The sequence below is a fragment of the Paenibacillus sp. E222 genome, assembly GCF_013401555.1.
Classification (GTDB): domain Bacteria; phylum Bacillota; class Bacilli; order Paenibacillales; family Paenibacillaceae; genus Paenibacillus.
In genome coordinates this window covers 3,341,156-3,359,888 of sequence record NZ_CP058552.1, presented here as the reverse complement: position 1 = coordinate 3,359,888, position 18,733 = coordinate 3,341,156, and the positions used below count along the sequence as shown (strand labels likewise).

Annotated in this window: 10 protein-coding genes; all 10 read right to left on the bottom strand. The window is 50.3% G+C overall.

What is annotated here, in order from left to right:
- Nucleotides 1–53: 53 nt before the first annotated feature.
- The 10 genes from HW560_RS14970 to HW560_RS14925 all read right to left on the bottom strand — a co-directional run bounded on the left by HW560_RS14970 (nt 54) and on the right by HW560_RS14925 (nt 18,220).
- Nucleotides 54–1,376 (bottom strand): NfeD family protein, encoded by a 1,323-nt coding sequence (locus tag HW560_RS14970; RefSeq protein WP_090902595.1) that lies wholly within the window; start codon nt 1,374–1,376, stop codon nt 54–56.
- Between the two features lie 335 nt (nt 1,377–1,711).
- Nucleotides 1,712–2,155, bottom strand: a complete 444-nt coding sequence (locus HW560_RS14965) for a GatB/YqeY domain-containing protein (protein ID WP_062835503.1) — start codon at nt 2,153–2,155, stop codon at nt 1,712–1,714.
- Between the two features lie 15 nt (nt 2,156–2,170).
- Nucleotides 2,171–2,344, bottom strand: coding sequence for a 30S ribosomal protein S21 (rpsU, locus tag HW560_RS14960; protein WP_005547957.1), 174 nt, complete (start codon nt 2,342–2,344; stop codon nt 2,171–2,173).
- Nucleotides 2,345–2,533: 189 nt separating this feature from the next.
- Entirely contained in the window at nt 2,534–2,893 is a 360-nt protein-coding gene (locus tag HW560_RS14955) for a histidine triad nucleotide-binding protein (RefSeq protein WP_090901630.1), read from the bottom strand.
- 213 nt (nt 2,894–3,106) lie between these two features.
- Complete coding sequence (locus HW560_RS14950; RefSeq protein ID WP_257032016.1) at nt 3,107–3,412, bottom strand: hypothetical protein; 306 nt, start codon at nt 3,410–3,412, stop codon at nt 3,107–3,109.
- Between the two features lie 469 nt (nt 3,413–3,881).
- A complete protein-coding gene (locus HW560_RS14945) occupies nt 3,882–7,310 on the bottom strand; it encodes an AAA family ATPase (RefSeq protein WP_179263723.1) in 3,429 nt (1,142 codons plus the stop codon).
- Nucleotides 7,307–8,491, bottom strand: coding sequence for an exonuclease SbcCD subunit D (locus tag HW560_RS14940; protein WP_090901640.1), 1,185 nt, complete (start codon nt 8,489–8,491; stop codon nt 7,307–7,309). The genes HW560_RS14945 and HW560_RS14940 overlap by 4 nt, the downstream gene beginning before the upstream one ends.
- Before the next feature lie 69 nt (nt 8,492–8,560).
- The gene (gene addA / locus HW560_RS14935; protein WP_179263721.1) at nt 8,561–12,880 is read right to left on the bottom strand and encodes a helicase-exonuclease AddAB subunit AddA; all 4,320 of its coding nucleotides are present in this window, start codon (nt 12,878–12,880) and stop codon (nt 8,561–8,563) included.
- Nucleotides 12,877–16,380 (bottom strand): helicase-exonuclease AddAB subunit AddB, encoded by a 3,504-nt coding sequence (addB, locus tag HW560_RS14930; protein WP_179263719.1) that lies wholly within the window; start codon nt 16,378–16,380, stop codon nt 12,877–12,879. The genes addA and addB overlap by 4 nt, the downstream gene beginning before the upstream one ends.
- 463 nt (nt 16,381–16,843) lie before the next feature.
- On the bottom strand, nt 16,844–18,220 hold the full coding sequence (locus tag HW560_RS14925; RefSeq protein ID WP_090901649.1) for a class I SAM-dependent rRNA methyltransferase: 1,377 nt from the start codon (nt 18,218–18,220) through the stop codon (nt 16,844–16,846).
- Nucleotides 18,221–18,733: the final 513 nt, after the last annotated feature.

Genomic DNA, 18,733 nt, shown 5'->3' with positions numbered 1-18,733 from the left:
AGAATGGTTATGTACATTGCCGAAGCTTTAATCAACTCCGGCAACAGAGCGGGCTACACCGGTAACGCTTGTTGAACCACAATCCGGGTACCTTCCGCTTTGATCACAATAATTGGTGTATCAATCGGAATGAAATCTCCATCCGACACCACATCGACGCGTTCTCCGTTAAATATCGCTGTTCCCGAAGGACGAAGTGGAGTCAAACTGATACCCTGCAGACCGATCAACTCTTTGCGTTCTGTCGCCGAAGAGTATCCTTGATCAGCAGACAGCCTGTCACTTAATATGAATCGATTCCATATGCCTCGATCCTTAAACAGAATAACAACGATTGCAATGACTACCAGCGCGGCTCCAAAAGCAATACCTAACGATATAAATGCATCACTTGTATCATAGGCGGCTCGCACGACACCAGCGACAAGCGCAATCGATCCCAAAATACCCAGAATACCGAAGCTTGGGATAAACATCTCCAGAATCATCATGACGAGTCCGACAGTGAATAATACCCATGTCTCTGCTCCGGCAAAACCGGCAATGTAATTGCCTGAGAAATAAAGCACAAAGCACACGATACCAACAATACCCGGCACTCCGAACCCAGGTACAATCAACTCAATGATCACACCGGCTATTCCGAGGAATAGCAATACCGTCATGACGACAGGATTGGTGAGAAATGTGGATATGTTCTCTGCGGTTGTTCTCTGAACGGTGAACACATCATCCTGACTGTAACCAAGCCAGGCGGCGGCTTCTTCCGGCGTGTTGCTGATATGGTCCGCATAACCCACTTTCAGCGCTTCTTCGGCCGAGAGAGCAATAATTTCACCTTTTTCTTTGGTTTTATTAATCTCAGGCATCTCCACAACCATGTTAACATCCGTCATTCCGGCTGCAATTTTGCCGTCACGGCCACTTTTCTCAGCCGCGCCCTGCATCTTGCTCTTCCAGAATGCAACCAACTTCGGATCATCGACATGTTTACCCGTGCTGTCCACCATCGCTGCCGCACCAATCATGCTGCCTGGCGACATTACGATCTTATCTGCATTCAAAGCCAGAAAACTTCCGGCCGAGGCAGCATCTCCACGGACAAATGCAACGGTTTCAATTGGGCTTTCCTTAATTAAAGTACCTAGTTCTTCTGCCGTGTCGACACGCCCTCCCGGCGTATTGATATCCAGAACAATCAGGCCAGCATTCATCTCTTCTGCTTCCTTGAACCCACGTTCCATAAACTTGCCAAGTCCCTGCTCGATTGGTTTATCTACCGGAATGATATATACGGCGCCACTTTTCTCAGCTGCATGCGCTGACGGTGATCCAATCCAGACAGGAAGCAGCAGCGTCAGTAGCATCATGAGCATCAATGGCCCCGTAAGCTTCTTCCGGCGCTTTCCCTTCACAAATAGTCCCCCCTTTTCCATTAATGTTATACTGTCCAGCTTATGGTATTTATTACGTACAATGCAACATTTCGTTTCAAAATCTTAAAATTATATTTGAAACCGGAAGTAATTGCAACATTTTAAATCCATAATCATATATATTATCCATTTAAAAGCAATATTTGTGAATTTCCATGAACAAATGAGCGCTTTCCGATCACATTTCAAATTCCTGTAGAAACGGAGTACCGTATCAGTGATATAAAATGGAAAAAACACCCCCTGACAAGTCAGGAGGTGTTTATTGATTTGCTTTATTGCAGAAATTGTTGAACTGCTTGATTCACCAGTTTGCCGTCCGCTTTGCCTTTAACTTTCGGCATAAGGGCCGCCATAACTTTCCCCATCTCGGCTTTCGAAGAAGCACCGGTTTCCTGGATGGTCTGCTGTACAATAACTTTAATTTCTTCTTCGGAAAGTTGTGCGGGAAGGTACTGGATGAGTACTTCAATTTCCGCTTTTGCATTTGCCGCGAGGTCTTCACGGCCCGCTTTGTCAAATTCTTGGAGGGCATCTTTGCGCTGTTTGATTTCACGACTCAGAATATCAAGCACTTCGTTGTCATCCAAATCTCTTTTCAAATCTATTTCAAGATTCTTGATCGTCGAACGAATCAACCGAATGTTGGAGAGTCTGAACTTGTCCTTACTCTTCATCGCTTGCTTCATATCTTCGTTCAATCGTTCGCTAAGATTCATGTAGTTAAAATCCTCCTAAAACTTTCTCTTACGAGCAGCCTCGGACTTTTTCTTGCGCTTTACGCTTGGCTTCTCATAATGCTTACGTTTCTTCACCTCAGCCAATACGCCATCTTTAGCGATGGAGCGTTTAAAACGACGAAGTGCAGCATCAATAGTCTCGTTTTTGCGAACTTTAGTTTCAGACACCAGTTTTCCCTCCCTCCGACCAGACCGTCCAAGAGCAATAACACGGTTCATCACCTTTCATTATAGGCGAAAGGTAATAAAGGTGTCAACCTTAACGTAATGATCATTTATTTTATGTGAACTTCAGCTCCATATTCATGCCTTTTATGCATAAATGGATCAGTCCTGATTTAGAGTAACTTTAATCGTTTATTTGTGAGAGTCTGACAAACTTGTCAACACCCCAAGTCGGGTCCCACCAAGCAAATGATAGTGCAGATGATGAACGGTCTGTTCTCCATCCTTGCCGCAGTTATTAATCAGTCGGTAACCTGTTTCTTCCACACCGAGACGCTTGGCCGCTTCCTGCGCAGCCAAATGAATCTCACCGATCAATGGCAAGTCTTCCGCGGTTACTTCATTCATGGAAGCAATATGTTTCTTGGGAATAACGAGTACATGGGTCGGTGCAGCGGGATGGATGTCATGAAAGACGATGACATGGTCATTCTCCAGTACCTTATTGGAGGGAATGCTGCCCTCTACAATTTTGCAAAATAAGCAATCCATTGTTCATACCCTCCTTCGATTTTAAAATTATGTATACCCTTCTATCATACCGGAACTGAAAACTCACGTCCAATTTAACCTGTTCAGCTATGTGACTAAGATCGGAATTTTCAACAAAAAAACCTTTCACATCTTAGTGGACTGCTGAGCGTTCACCACAGATGAAAAAGGTCATTATACGCATCACACGTATTAATCCATCACACAATTCTATTAATAATAAGGTAATAATGTTAAGGCAGTGAGGCCAATCAGAGGCAGTACCAACCTATTGAACCTTCTGCGACCATAACCATAATAAGGGTAGGGGTAGGGGTAACCATAGCCCGGGAAGAATCCCCGTGCATGAGCAGGATAAGTAACCGGCATCATATTCGGTCCCCAGTTTGCGTTTGCATGATTAACCATGGCTTCATGCCCCACGGGAACAGCCAAATAAATCATGTCATCATCTACATTTTCCACGATGCCATCATAATGGGCACCGTCATGCATCTGTATACATACATAGCGATGCATGTGTTCCTTACACAGTTTCTTCGCTTCTACCTTTTCCACGATCAATCGCCTCCAGAATCTGTTCTGCTCTTCATCACCCTTTCATGGTATTCAGATCTGGGCGAAATGACACTGTGAATGACAAGAGTTCCAACATAAGTGCCTATTAAAAAAGAAAAAAGAAGCACCCCGTTGCAGTTTCCATGCGGAAGTCTGCTGTCGCGGACGTCTAACCAGGATTATTCCTGATCAGACGTCCGCCGGGGTGCTTAACATAAAGTTTGTCGGCTTAACTGTAGTATAACAACAGGATGAACCTGTATCTGTGAGCTATCTCACTCAACTGTTACAACGAATATATATAATGAGATTCAAACCAACAACACTCAATCAATCAGAGATCCCCCCTCAGGAACAACCTTGTACGGCCGGTTCCTGAGGGCATCCCAACCGAGGGTCATTCAATCGTATGTGTTCTGTGTTCAAGTTCCTATAATGTTTCCAATACTACGCGAGAGCCAGCTCCGGCTTCGCCCGCTGGAATAACTACAAGTTTGCGTGGCAAGCGTGCTCGCAGCTCCGGAACGTGGCTGATAATACCGACGGCAAGACGGTCATCATGCAGTTTTTCTAACGATGTAATGACGGTATCCAGCAATTCAGGGTCAAGTGTACCAAAGCCTTCATCCAGGAAGAAAAATTGCAGCGGGTACTGGCCGCGCAGCTGAATCTGGGCAGACAGAGCCAGGGCCAGTGACAACGAGGTCAGGAACGTCTCTCCACCAGACAAGGTGGACACCGGACGTTTGACTCCACCGTTTGCATCATCACAGATGACAAAGCCGCCGCCTGAATCCACCTCAAGTGAATAACGTTGTTTGGTCAGGAAGCGCAGACGCTGTGAAGCAGCCTGACTGACCTGCATCAGCTGTTCTTCTGCAATATACTCGACAAACGCATTACCTCTGAAAGCTGCTTGCAGTTTGCTAAGCATCTCACCTTGTCGGCTGACTTCCACCCGTTTGTTCTCCAACTCCGTCCAGCGAACATGTCGCTGCTGCACATCTTCCAGATCCCGTTCTGCACGCGCCTTGGCTCTAAGTGCCGCTTCATCCTCTGCACGAGACTGCTTCAGTCGCTCAGTGCATGCCAACCATTGTTCCTCGGATACAACAGCACCGCCCAGTTTTTGTTCCAGCTCACGCAATTGGGAAACAAGTTCACGATCACGCTCCCGATGCTGCTGAATTTCCGCCGCCAGCCGCTCTGCTTCCTGGGAAGGAAGGGCTGCTTCCACAACGGCACTCTCGGAGTCAAATGGCGATTGATCCAGCAATTGCTTCCAGCGTTCCTGTGCCTGCTGCAAATGCTCTGCTGCCGAGGCTGCTGCTTGATGAGCCATGACATCCCTCTTGGCCGATTCCTGTTTCAACGCATCCGCTTCCTTGAAACGCTGGGCTGAATCGGCAGCAATTTTCCGCAGCTCATCCAATCGAGTCTGAGCCGCAGCAATCAAATCCTCGACCCGCTGCTCGCCAACCCATTGGCGCAAACGTTCTTCCTTCTCGGCGAGCTGTTTGCTGTTCCCTTGCCATTCCGTTTGCCACTGGATCAGCTGTTTGTCCAACTCAACCAGCTTCTGCTGGAGGGACTGTACGAGCTGTTCCTTTTCCTCAAGGAACGTCACACTTTTGTTCAGCCGTTCCTTGATGTCTTCTGCGCGCGCGTCGCGCTCCTGCATCGCCTGGTGGAGGGCCATGGCCTGCTCTTGGGCGATGCCTGGCAATTCCGCGGCCCAGCGGCCGTGCAATGCGGCTGCGGCGGCCTCGCTCTCGGCCAACCGGCGCTCCGCCTGGGCGAGTCCGGCTTGGCCGGCCTCCTGCGCAGCCGCCGCTTCCATGCGGCGCTGCTGCGCGCCTGAAGCCGCCTGCTGCAACGCGGCGGCTTCCGCTTGCAGCGGCGCTGCGGCTGCGGCCAGCGCCCGCGCGGCTTCGCGTAGCGCGGCGGCACGCTCCGCCCAGTCCGCCGGGGAGCGCCCGTGTACGGGCGAACCGGCGGGCTCCGGCTCCGCAGCCGCAGGCGCGGCCTCGGCTGCGGCCGGGGCTTCGCCGGCCGCAGCGCCAAGCTGCGTCAGCAGGCTGCGACGTTCGTGCAGCTGCTGGCGCAGCCCAAAGCGCAGCTCCTGCAGCTCCTGCAGCTCCGCATGCAGGCTGCGCAGCAGTTCCAGGTCCGCATCGCCTGCGGGCGGACCTTCTCCCGGCGGCGCCGCCGGGAGCGGGTGGTGTGCGGAGCCGCACACCGGGCATGGCTCGCCGTCGCGCAGCTCGGCGCGCAAGGCGGAGGAGAGCCGATGCAGCTCCTGCTCACGCATGGTTCCGCGCAGCTGCTCCTCCGCCTTGGCCAGCAGGCTCTGTTCGCGGCCAATGTCCTGCTCACAGGCAAGCAAGGCCTCCAGACCCATTGCCGCCTTTCCGATCAGATGCTGACGCTGTTCACTCAGACGGCTCTCTTCCTGGGCAGCCAGCTTCAGCCTGTCTGCCCCCTGTTCAGCCGACTGCTTATTAGCTTCCATCTCAGCCTTGTTTTGGCGCAATTGCTCCGCCGCAGTATCCAATCGATGCTTCAATTCCAGTGCGGCCTGCAGCTGTCTGCGTTCTTCGGACTTCACTTCATTCGGCTTGAGGCTTTCCTGTAATTCTTCCCGCCGTTTGCGGCCACGCTGCTGTAGTTCTTTCTCCTTCTCCAGCTGTTGTCCGATGACACTCTGCTCAGCCTGCCCTTTGTCCAAAAGCTGCTTAAGACGTGTACGATCCTCACGGAGCCCGTCACGTTCCCGCTGTAACTCCTTGGCCTGTTCCAGCTGTTCCAATCGAAGCAGCAACTTTGGTTCTTCCTCAGCCATCTGTACACGGGCCGTTTCGGCCTTCTCGGCTTCCAGTACAGACAGCCGTTCATGTTCCACCGCTTGCTGGTGAGCAATGCCGGCTGCATCCTCACGCAACTTCTGCTGTGCTGCTGCATCACGCATCGTCTGCAATGAAGGGAGGATCGCATCTGCCGCCCCGGCCTGTTTCAGCCGTTGTTCCCCAGCTTCGATCTGTGGTGAACGTGCTTTCAGCTTTTCGTGTTCCTCCATACGAGCTTGACGTTCATGGCTTAACTCACGAACTTTGCCAAGCTCTTCAGCTTCCTTCATCGCTTCATCAAGCGTTTTGCGTGACAATTCAGACTGTTTCACAGCAGCTTGAAGAAGAAGCTCCGTTTCTGCCAACGTCTCTTTGCTCGCATTCCCAAGCCCCTGCTGCTCCGCCGCCAATGACTGATGAACCATATCATTATCCTTCACCCGCCGGCTGAGCTTGATGGCAAGCTGATCTCCATACTTCTCCAAATGGAATAAACGTTGAAGCATCTGGCGTCTTTCACTGCCTTTCAGCGATAGAAACTCAGCGAATTTACCTTGTGGAAGCACAACGGCTCGCGTAAAATCATCCATTTTCAATCCGATTACATCTTCAACGCATCGGTTCACGTCTGCCAGTTTATCAGCCAGCACCTGTTCCTCTCCGTTGACGGTCTCAATGAATTTGCTGATGGTGTTGCTCACCGAAACCTCATTGTTTCGTTTGAAACGTCGTTCCACCCGAAATCTTCTTGTGCCTTCTGCCGATACAAGTTCAAATGTAAAAGCAACGGACAACGAATCCTCAGCGTGATTCATGATTCCCTGGGTACCATTAACCGCACGTTCCACTTTTCCGTACATCGCCAGCGTAATCGCGTCGAGCAAAGAAGACTTCCCACTGCCTGTAGGACCAAAAATGCCGAACAGTCCCGTTTCCGTCAATACGGTAAAATCAATCTCCTGAGCCTCCCGATAACTTTGCAGGCCAGCAACTTTCAATAAAATCGGCTTCAATTTCCCTCGACCTCCTCACGCACACCCGGCTCGTCCTCATCGACAAGTTCCAGGAACAGTTGAACCAGACTGTCTTCAGGTAATGCCCCACCTGTCTGACGCTGATAAAATTTGCGGAAAAGCTCATGTACCGGAAGCTCGGACCGTTGCTCCAAAAGCCCTGCGGCTGCCATCTCGGGATACACCGGACGGATATGGATGATCCCGTCATGCGACTTACGGAGCTGCTGGATTTCTTTCAGAGACATGGCGTCATCCAGCCATACTTCCATATCAATAAAAGCCTGAGGATCACGCCCTTCATCCAGCCATCGATAAACTTCAGCCAGACCGCCACGCGCCTTCCAGCGCACAAGTGGACGTCCGGAGGTCAACAGCACTTCTTCCACGCTTGCGGCACCCCCTGGTGCCAGATCAACCATGGTGACGGACTTGCTCTGCCCCGCTTCGGAGAAACTGTAGGCCAGTGGAGAGCCACTATACCGTATCACACCGTCACCTTTTACTGCCTGCGCACGATGGAGATGCCCCAGTGCTGTATATTGCGCACCTGTTGACAATGCAGAAGGGTCGACCGTATAGGCCCCCCCTACCTGAATGGGACGTTCCGAATCACTCTCCACTCCGCCCAGAACATAAATATGACTCATCGCCAAATTCACCGTATCCGGACGAAAAGAAGCAGCCAGACGCTGCATTAACATGCCAACCCGGCGACTGTAAGCCTGACGAAGCACATTCTCGTCCCCATCCGTTGTCAGCAGTTCGTTCAGTCGCGCTTCCGAGGGATATGGCAATGCAGCAATCTGCGCAGTCTCTCCAGTTCGCTTGGCATGGATCGTAACTGCTTCTGAAGTAGGCATACCTACAAGTGTAATTCCCTGTCTGTTCACAAGCGGGGTCACCGAAGCCACTCGCTCCGGCTGATCATGGTTTCCCGCAATCACCACAAGAGGTCTCCCTTGTTCCGTCAGACGCGCCGCAGCCTCATAAAAAAGCTGTTCCGCCGATGCAGGCGGATTTACAGAATCATACACGTCTCCAGCCATCAATATGGCATCTGCCTGCTGCTCATCCGCGAGCCTGACAAGCTCATCCACAAAATCCTCCTGCTCTCGCAGCCGGCTCCGTCCCTCCAGCGTTTTCCCTAGATGCCAGTCCCCTGTGTGCAAAATACGCATCGTCCGTTCAACCCCTCTCTCATGCAAAATCCGATGATACAAATTCATCCCGCCGTTTTAAATTTCACTTTATAATTTCACAGCATGTCCGCCATCAAAAAAGTACAACCACTTCCGGTCGACCTTCCGACCCAGAATATCCTCAATAGCCCGGGCATACAGCTCCAGCTGGAAACGATAGTTTTCCGTCAGTTTGTCCAGTCCACCCCGATGCTCCAACACCCGATCTGTCTTGTAATCGAGCAAAACAAGCTCGCCATCCACTTCATACAGGCAGTCAATAATCCCCTGTACCAGCACGGTCTCATTTTCAAGTGATGCCTGCATCTTACTGTCTTCCTCCAACGTTTGCATGCCAGCATCTGGTAACAGATTATGGAGCCATTCCGCAGGAGAATGATGTGCCGGGAGTCCATAAATAAACGGGATCTCCCGTTTCACCCACTCCGCACGCAACAGTTCTGTCCCAGGCTCTGTATTGAAAAATCCGGCCAGTTGATCAGACTCAATAACCTCTGCCTGATGAGGGAGCAAAATCTGGAGCTCAACTAACCGCAAAAGTGTCTGCTCAACGATTTGCGAATCAACGGGTGAACCATCTACAGGAAGATGCTGCATCAACGTATGATACACCGTTCCTCGTTCGGCTCCAGTCAATTGTTTCTCCTCCATGAATTTGGGACGACGCAGGTGCAATTTAAAGGACGAACCTCCATCCTTCACTTCATACCCCTCAGAATCCACGAACGACGCAGATTGTTCTTCAACTTTCTCCATCATCTGTAACGACTGGTGATTCTGCATGGCTAGCAATGTCTTCAGTTCGGTAACCGATGTGCTGGCAGCTACTTGCGTTGCTGCTAGATGAGGATACGTCCAAGAAAGCCGTTTATCCACTTCACGAAGCAGCTGTACACCCTCTTGCTGACCTATTGTAGATACATCTTCCTCACTGATGTCTCGTGGAGCTGCATCTTGTGTGTCCTCCATCATCTCTTCTTCAGTTGAGGAAGGAAACAGCTCCACAGGCTGAACTGCTTTTAGGGCAGCAATTCGATGTTTCCGCACTTCTGTCATGCCGTCTTCTTCACCAAGTGTCTGATCCACAACTATTTCCCGGGATACTTGATCAGCAGAAATGACGGAAATGCCCCAACGTGATTCATCATCCACAAGGCAGGCAGCATATGAATCAGTGCCTCCCGCAAGTGCACGCAGCAAAGCTGCGTCTGGATGTCTCATCAAGGATGGACCGATCCAGTCCAGATAGCTACGTCCGGCTGCAAGAAGATAGTCAGGCAATACCCGTTCCGGACTGTCCTTAATCTGAGACCAAGCCACTGCCTTTTTAACAACATCTTTCACCGTACCAACGAGAATCATTTTCTCCTTTGGACGGGTCAGGGCCACATAGAGCACCCGCATCTCTTCGGCAAGCAGCTCAAACTGGGCACGACGACGAATCGCCAGATTCGCCAAGGTTGGATAGGCAACCCGCTTCTCACGATCTACAAACCTCGGGCCAAATCCCAGCTCCTTATGCATCAGAAACGGCGAATTCAGATCCTGCTGATTGAACATTTTGGATATGCCCCCGACAAAAACAATAGGGAACTCCAAGCCCTTACTTCGGTGAATTGTCATGATGCGTACCGCATTATCCTGCTCACCAGAACCACCTGCTACGGTGCCGAGATCTCCCCCATTCTCACGTAGTCTGGACACATAAGTCAGGAAGCGGAACAATCCACGATTGGCCGTTGCCTCCTCATATTGCCGCGCGCGATCATATAGAGCCTTCAAATTACTTTGACGCTGCATGCCTCCAGGTAGGCCACCAACCCAGTCCAGATAACCCGTTTCCCGATACATACGCCAAATGAGTTCACTCAGGCTGCCTTGTCTCGCTTCAAGCCGCCACTGTTCCAACTGACGCATAAAGCGAATTAACTTTTGTTGCAGCTCTGTGCTGGTACCGTTTTCCTTATCTGCATCATCGCTTATACGTCCACCCATACTTGCATCTGTACCGGCATCCAGAACCTCATCTGTATCTGCCTGAACAGAGGATTCATGTATGTCTTCGATAGCGTCTGCCTCGGCGGATACTGCCGACTCCCGCTGCCCCTGTTCCATTTCTGACCAGACTTCGGGCCATTGCAGCTGGATTGCAGATGAATTCGAATTTGAAACTTTCTCACCATGCTGCCCGAAAACATTCAACGAACTAGTGAATGCTCCTGTAGCTGAAACAACAGCATCATAGAAAGACTGTCGCTTGTCCCCAAGGCGAATCTGAGCCAGTTCCTCTTCATCTAGTCCGACAATCGGCGAACGAAGCACGGAAGCAAGCGGGATATCCTGCCTTGGATTATCCACAATCTGCAGCAAGGACAACATCACTTCCACTTCCGTCGCCTGGAAATACCCTTTGCTTTGCTCCCCTCCGGCAGGAATACCCTGCTGTCTGAATTCCTCAATCATGAGTGGAGCCCACATCAGGGCAGAACGCAGCAAAATAACAATGTCTCCATAACGCGCAGGTCGCATGGATTTGAGGGCTTTATCGTAAACGTTGAGGGCTGGTTTATCCGTATCTCCAACCATTTCACGAATACGGCGAGCGATGGCCCGAGCCTCCAGCTGGGCGGTTTCGAGCTCGGCACTTTCCAACTCAGCAGAAGGCAGCGCATCCCCATTCTCGTCCGTGCTTTCCGTGAGATCAGGTCCTCCGCCTTGACGATCGATCAGCATGAGTTCAGGTGTGTAAGCCTCATCTCCAAGCGTCTCTTCCGGGAAAGTAGCTCCATAAGCGAGCTGCGCTCGTTCATCATAGGCAATCTCGGCTACCCCTTCATTCATGAGCTGCTTGAATAACATATTGACCGAATGGACGACTTCTGCACGACTGCGGAAGTTACGTGCAAGATCAATACGTCTTCCTGCATGCAATGAATCTCTCTCTCCGTCCACTCCCATATCCGAATTCGCTGCGTATTGACGATACTTGTTCAGAAACAGACCGGGTTCAGCCAGACGAAAACGGTAAATACTCTGTTTCACATCACCGACCATGAATCGGTTTCCTGGATTTTCTCTGGAAATCAGTCTGACGATATCTTCCTGCACTGTATTGGTATCCTGATATTCATCCAGCAGCACTTCATCGAAACGTGCCCGATATTCCATTGCTGCATCCGAAGGCATGGACAGCTCGGGGGTTGAATCCTCATGACGCAAAATATGAAGACAGTAATGCTCCAGGTCACTGAAATCGACCTGACCGCGTTCCTGCTTGGCCTGTCGATATCGCTCTCCAAATGCACTGACCAGCTTGGACAGTTCCTGCATTAGTGGTGCCGCCTGCTCCAGCTCCTGCCAGAAAGAAAACGCACTTCTTCCAAACAACGAGCCTTTCAAATCGGTAACGGCTTTTTTCGCAGCCTCACGCAGTTCCTTGACCTGTTCTTGTAACCCCGGGTCTGTCTGGTCCTTTTTGCAAGGCTTCAGCTTGCCAAAAGCTGCTGGCTGAAACACTTCAGGCAATCTCTCCCACGGCATGACCTCAACAGCTGACAGAAGCTCTTCGACCATTGCCAAATCTTCTTTTAATGTATCTGCATAAGGTTTCGGACCTTCCGGCTGCATCGATATGCTGATCCCTTGACGCAGCAGACCAGCAGCACCACTCAGGGCAAGAGCAGCATCACGCAAAATACTCTGAACCCATGCAGAATGCCCAAGTGCCTCGACACTTTCCACCTGAAAAGCAGAGGCCATCTCCGCAAGCCAATGATCCGGCCAGGAATGACTGCGTGAGAAATCATACAAACGCTGCACAAGTCGATGCATGGCATCATCGTTTCGTTCCCCACTGAACCAATCCACCAATTCGCGGAATGTACTGCCTTCGTCTTCTTCCCCATACTTTTCTTCAAACAACTGCTCCAACAATTCCTGCCGCATAATCTCGGCTTCATTTTCATTCAGAATCCGGAAAGCCGGGTTTAGCGGAATTTGCTGATAATAACGACGAATGACCTCCATACAGAATGAATGCAGAGTCGTAATGGATGCCCGCCCAAGTAGTGAAAGTTGTTTGCGCAAATGTTCTTCGGCAGGCTGCTCTTCAAGTGCACGTTCCAGCGCTTCCCGTATCCGCTGCTTCATCTCGGCCGCAGCAGCTTTCGTAAATGTCGCAACCAGCAAACGATCTACGCTGAATCCGCGGGAAGGGTCTGCAATCTTACGAATAATTCGTTCAACCAATACGGCTGTCTTCCCGGAACCCGCTGCAGCAGCAACCAGGATGTCTTCCCCACTCTGTGAGATGGCACTCCATTGGTCATCACTCCAGAAGCTTCCCTCCGGTTTTGGCATATTCGTCATGATGTTTCCCCTCCTTTGTCATGAGACAGCATGTCCCAGATTTGCTGTTTGCCCGGTTTGGATAACAGATTATATTCATTGCCTTCGATGTTTTCATCAAATTGACAGACTGGCTTGTACGGACAGAAGGTGCATGCAACCTCCTGCTGGATACGGTAAGGTTCAATCGCCACATCCCCATCGGTAATCCGTGTGCCAATCTCACGTATATTGCTGCGAACTGAAGCCAGCAAGGTATCCCATTGCTCTGGGGTAGCTACAGCGGCACTGCTATAAAAGCTGCCATCTGCCTTAAGCGCAACCGGAATAATGGCTGAGTAACCTTTGTCAAGGGTATTGTCCATTTGAGCGATCGCATCCCGGTCCGCAAGCAGCAAGCCTTTCATTTTGAACCGTTTCAGCAGTTCTTGACCTGCCTGCTCAGAAGTCATGCCATTCGCGGATTGAAGCAACGGGTTATGCACATGGAAATAGAGTGTTCCTCCAGGCATCGCCGATTCTCCAAGCCACTCCTCGGCAGCACTGAGCAGTACCTCCAGATACGTGAGCATCTGTAATGACAGGCCATAATACACTTCATGCAGTTTTAGATCGGTCTGGCTCGATTTGTAATCAATGACCCGCAGCAGTAAGCCGTTCTCTCCTTCAGCCACATCCACGCGGTCGATACGCCCGACAATCTCCATCACACAGCCATTTTCCAATTCAAAACGAAGCGGTGGCAGCGGTTTGCCTGGTCCAAAATCAAGCTCCAGCCCAATCGGTTCAAAGCTTCCCCGTCTGGACTGTTCACCCAGAATAACCGAAGCCCGGCTAACGATATCCTTCAGCTTCCGGAAGATGTAACCATATCGTTTCGTGCTAAGCAAAATCTCTCCCTGCAGCTGTGGTGCAATCTGCTCCACGGTGTGCTCCGCTTCCTTCCGACATTCATCCGGAGACAGACTGCCCCAACTGCGATTCTGCTCACGCAAACGTATGGCAAGCTGACTCAAGGCAGCATGGAACAATTGTCCAATATCAGGAGCTTGCAAGCGGTACAGCTGGCGCTCTTTCAGCCGCAGCCCATGGGATGCAAAATGGGAGAAAGGACACGCCACAAACCGCTCCATTCGGGAGACACTCGTCCTTACCTCTGTACCATATAATCTACGGCTCGTAGCGGTACGCAGAGGTAACGCCCGATTGCGATAAAAAACAGATCCAAGCAATTGCTCCAGCTGAGGTCTGCTTGTCTCCCGAGAGACATGCCAGTTATAGATCGCCCACCACATTTCAGGGATATCTTCTCCACGGCGCCATCTTCGCAATTGTCCAATGAGATAAGAGAGGCTCTGACCAGGATGGTTAACATAAGACCAGTGTACCTCTTCAGCATCCGTAACCGGCGGTTGGGCAAGCAATGGCTGCTCATGCAAACCGAACATTTTCCGTACATGTCGTACAATTTCCGAGGGCAGTAATGTTTTCCCTTCATCATCTGCAACGGGATGACTCATCCATAACTGCTTGCTCGCCGCGGTCAGGGCTGAATAGATCAGAAAGCGTTCGTCCAGCATTTGTCTTGTTGCTCCGGGACCAAGCCCCAAACCTCTCTCCGTTAACAGCAGCCGTTCCTGCTCGGTTAATACACCATCATCCTGAGGCACGGCAGGCAGTTCACCATCTACTGCACCCAGAATAAATACGTACTTGATATCCTGAAGACGTGTACGATCCATCGATCCAACCAACACCTGATCAAGCGCTGGAGGAACGAGTCCCAGTTTCAGTTCGGTCAATCCGGTCTCCATCAGCCCTGCAAACAGATCGATATCCAACCGTTCGGCTCCCATCATATCAACCATCTGATCTAATAGATCTAGGACGGCACCCCACATTTGACGATGCTCTCTCGACCGCTCCGGATCACCCTGGGCCTTGGCTTCTGCAGACATCTGATCCAGCTTCCAAGGAATCTCGGCATCTTCCAGTAGTCTATATAGCGCCGCACATTGGTCTTTAGCTGTCTTTGCCTTGCTTATTCGTTTCTCAAAAGCACCCAACGGGTCAACAATCACCGTTCGGCATTTTTCCATTAAGGACAGCATCTGCTCCCGGCCCCGGCTGCGGACATCCTGGTCGTTGTCTTCCAGAGACAGGCTGGGTACATACTTCCATGGCTTGCCATCTGTCCAGCGGTATCCGTGAATTCCACAAGCCAATATATAATTTTCAAGCTGGTCCATATCTTCACGCGTGATGGAACCGTCTCGTGGAAGCAGCAGATCCGTTTTTACACAGCGAAATACATCCTCATAACGCCAGCGACGGCGAACGATATCGAGTGCTGAACGAATAAATTCCGATAATGGATGATGTAGTTCATTTCTTCTCCGATCCAGAAAGACAGGCACGCCATAGTCCCTGAATAGGGGCTCAGCAATGTCGGCATATGTATCCAACTGACGAACAAGCACTGCCATATCTCGATAACGCGCACCTTCATCTTGCGCCAGACGACGCATCTCACGAAGTGCTCCTTCCATCTCAGCCCGGCGGTTCTCAGCAGCGTAAAGTCGGACACCTGCATCACGCCCCTCACTCTTCCAGCGAACTCTGCGATCAAAGCCAGCCTCCAAATGGGCCAGTCCAGGACTGCCCTCATATCTCGGCAAAACTTCCGGTTGAAGCACCGTTGTCTCATTAAGGACACCCAGATCCTCGGCCATGCCTTTGAGACGTGCGTATGCACTTGCTGTGGGATGGAACAGTTCCAATTCTCCTGGAAGTGCGCCGTGGTCGTATGCACGATCCAACGTCAATGCAATTGTAACGGAAGAAGCTTGCAGCATCAGTCTTCCAATGACACTCATTTCCTGCGGGGTAAATCCCTGAAATCCATCGATCCAGATCTCTGCATCTTGCAGCAACCTACTCTCCGGCAATCGCTCTGTCAGTTCAGTCAACGTGTCTTCATCATCGATATATAGTTCGGTTAATTCCTTTTCATAGTCACGGTATATAAGAAGCAAGTCATGCAGCTTGTCTCCCAGAATCGGTGCAGAAGAGGAAGTATTCATTGCGGAAAGTCCTTCTTCCAGTGAAGTAGGGTCAAGTTCATAACGTTTAAACTCACTGTATAAATCATTTAAATCTCCTATAAATCCCAGCTGACTGCCCGATGCTCCAAACAGCTTCAATTCTTCCTTACGACGCTGGAGCACTTTGTAGAGCAGCATTTTTTTGCCTTCAGCTCCAATGGGAATACGGGCAGAACCACCTGCCTCCTGCATGACCCGATAGGCCAATCGGCGAAAACCAAGCACTTCAGCACGCATGGTACCTTTAATAGCACCAGAAGAAACCAGCGACTGTTCGGTTCGAAACGAACTCTGTTCCGGGACTAGCAGAATCAGTGGTTTACCTTGTGGTTCCTTTTGAAGCAGGGATGTGATTTCCCGGGTAATCAGCGCACTCTTGCCGCTGCCTGCCCGGCCAATAACAAAGCGTACGGACATGTTTAATCCTCCAAACCATCACGAACAAGATTTTAATTCCCAGTATAACATATCTGACTTGGTTCGGAACATACGTTTGCCACTATCCGGCAATTCCAGAGAGCTTTTGCATGAGCATAGCAAAAAGGGGATATCCCATAAGTCATGAATATGACAGAGGACATCCCTTGTTAGCGTTATTTTGTACTAATGAACCTGAGACACGCTATGCGCTCCCATTAGCCCAGATCTAAGATCTAACGAATCACAGAGACGTTATTTCGGCGATTCGATCCATTTTTTATGTTTTGACACCGTTTGATGACGGAATAGCGTGACTGAGGTTCGTTAAATCTGGCAACCGTTGATAATCCACCTGTTAAGATGTGATAGGTTCGTTAGCGCATGGAGCGAAGTGGAATTCCTTTTGAGACAGCCCCTCTTTGCCAAAATAGATGAACGATCCAATACTGATATCGCTCGATTAATTCTTTTTGCTGCGTACTTCGAAGATGGCAAATTTCAGGTAATGACCTTCGTCTACCCCCAAAATTTGTGGGTGATCCTTACCAGCTGCTTTCCAGTCGATTAGACGAAGCACTTTGCCTGCATCCTCGGCTGCATCCGCAATGGTTTCCAGGAAGAGATCCGGACGCATGTGGTATGAACAGCTTGCCGTTACCAAATACCCGCCCTCATTCACCAGTTTCATTCCTTGCAGATTGATGTCCTTATATCCACGGCATGCGCCTTTGACTGCTGATTTCGTTTTGGCAAAGGCTGGTGGGTCGAGGATGACCACATCAAATGTTTTGCCACCGGCTGCTAGCGCTTTGGACGTATCCACTTTCTGTTCGCCAGCACGTGCACGTACGTTACGCTCATCGAGGCCTTTCACCTGCTCACGCAAGTATTGGAATGCATCCGCAACGACAAATTCAACCCGGTCTGTAAACCCGTTCAGTTCTACGTTGGTACGTGCACTTTCAATCGCATGCTCTGAGATATCCAGGCAGGTTACTTTTTTGGCTCCATATTTGCAGGCGTTCAATGTGAAGCTGCCGGTATGGGAGAAACATTCCAGCACAGTGGCCCCATCCCAATAAGGGAACGTCACAACCTTGCCGCTTTTATTCACAGGAAGCAGCTGCTGCGTACCATCCTGCTCAGTCTGTTGGAGCGTAATACCGCTCTTGTAACCCCAACCCTTCATAAGCGGTTCGATGGCTGCACGATTCTCGCGCTGGTCGAAGAAGTACCCTGTCTTCTGGCCTTCCACGATATCCACCTTAATGAGCAATCCGTTCTCCGTTACCGTGACATGACGCGGGCAATCCCCATACAATGGTCCTTTCGTCTGCTCCAAGCCTTCGAGTTCACGAATGGACACATCACTGCGTTCATAGATGCCTTCCGGCTGCATCACTTCAATTAGAGCTTGTACAATCGCTTCGCGGCAACGGTCCATCCCCAATGTGAGCAATTGAACAACAAGGATGCTGCCAAAACGGTCAACGATCAGTCCAGGCAGAAAATCAGCTTCCCCATAAACAAGACGGTATGCCTCCCCATCCTGGATAAAACGCTCCCGGTGGCGTAAGCAATCGCGGAAACGCGCTGCAAAAAACGCGGTGTCCATCTGTTCAAACTCCAAGGGTTGATAGGCCACGACTCGCACTGTGATTTGAGATGCAGGATTATAGTACCCTGTCGCGAGATAGCGACCTTGGTGATTCATTACGTTGACCAGATCTCCCGGCTCGGGGTTTCCTTCAACAGAGGCGATTTCATTGTTATATATCCATGGATGTGCATGTTCAAGCCGCTTTTTGCGGCTGCGTTCCAGTGTAACTGATGGCAAGATAGATCCACTTCCTTTAATTTATTGTTCAAAAGATAGGCTTGGTGTAAAGGTGACCGCTGCGGTGATGGATTGGACTTTCGATCACTGTTGTCTCCAAATTTTATTGATTTATTATTCAGAAGGTTAAAATTTGGAGACAAAGGCGAACGCTTCGCTTCTACAGTTCCAATTCCATCCCCTCCGCTACATTTGCAGAATCTCCGTATCTTTTGAATAGGGGTGCGGTAATTGGGATGACCGCTGCGGGGATGGATCGGACTTTCGATCGCGGTTACGTCGTTGTACAGATGAATCTCAAATTCCACAGTTGCCACTGCGATGACAGAACAACCTTCCGATCGCTGTTATCCCCAGATTTTTCTGATTCCATTTCACTATAGGAAAAATCAAGGGATAAAGGCGAGCACTTCGCTTCTACAGTTCCAACTCCATCCCCTTCGCTGCGTTTGCAGAATCTCCGTATCTTTTGAATAGGGGCGCGGTAATTTGGGTGACCATTAAGATAACTTA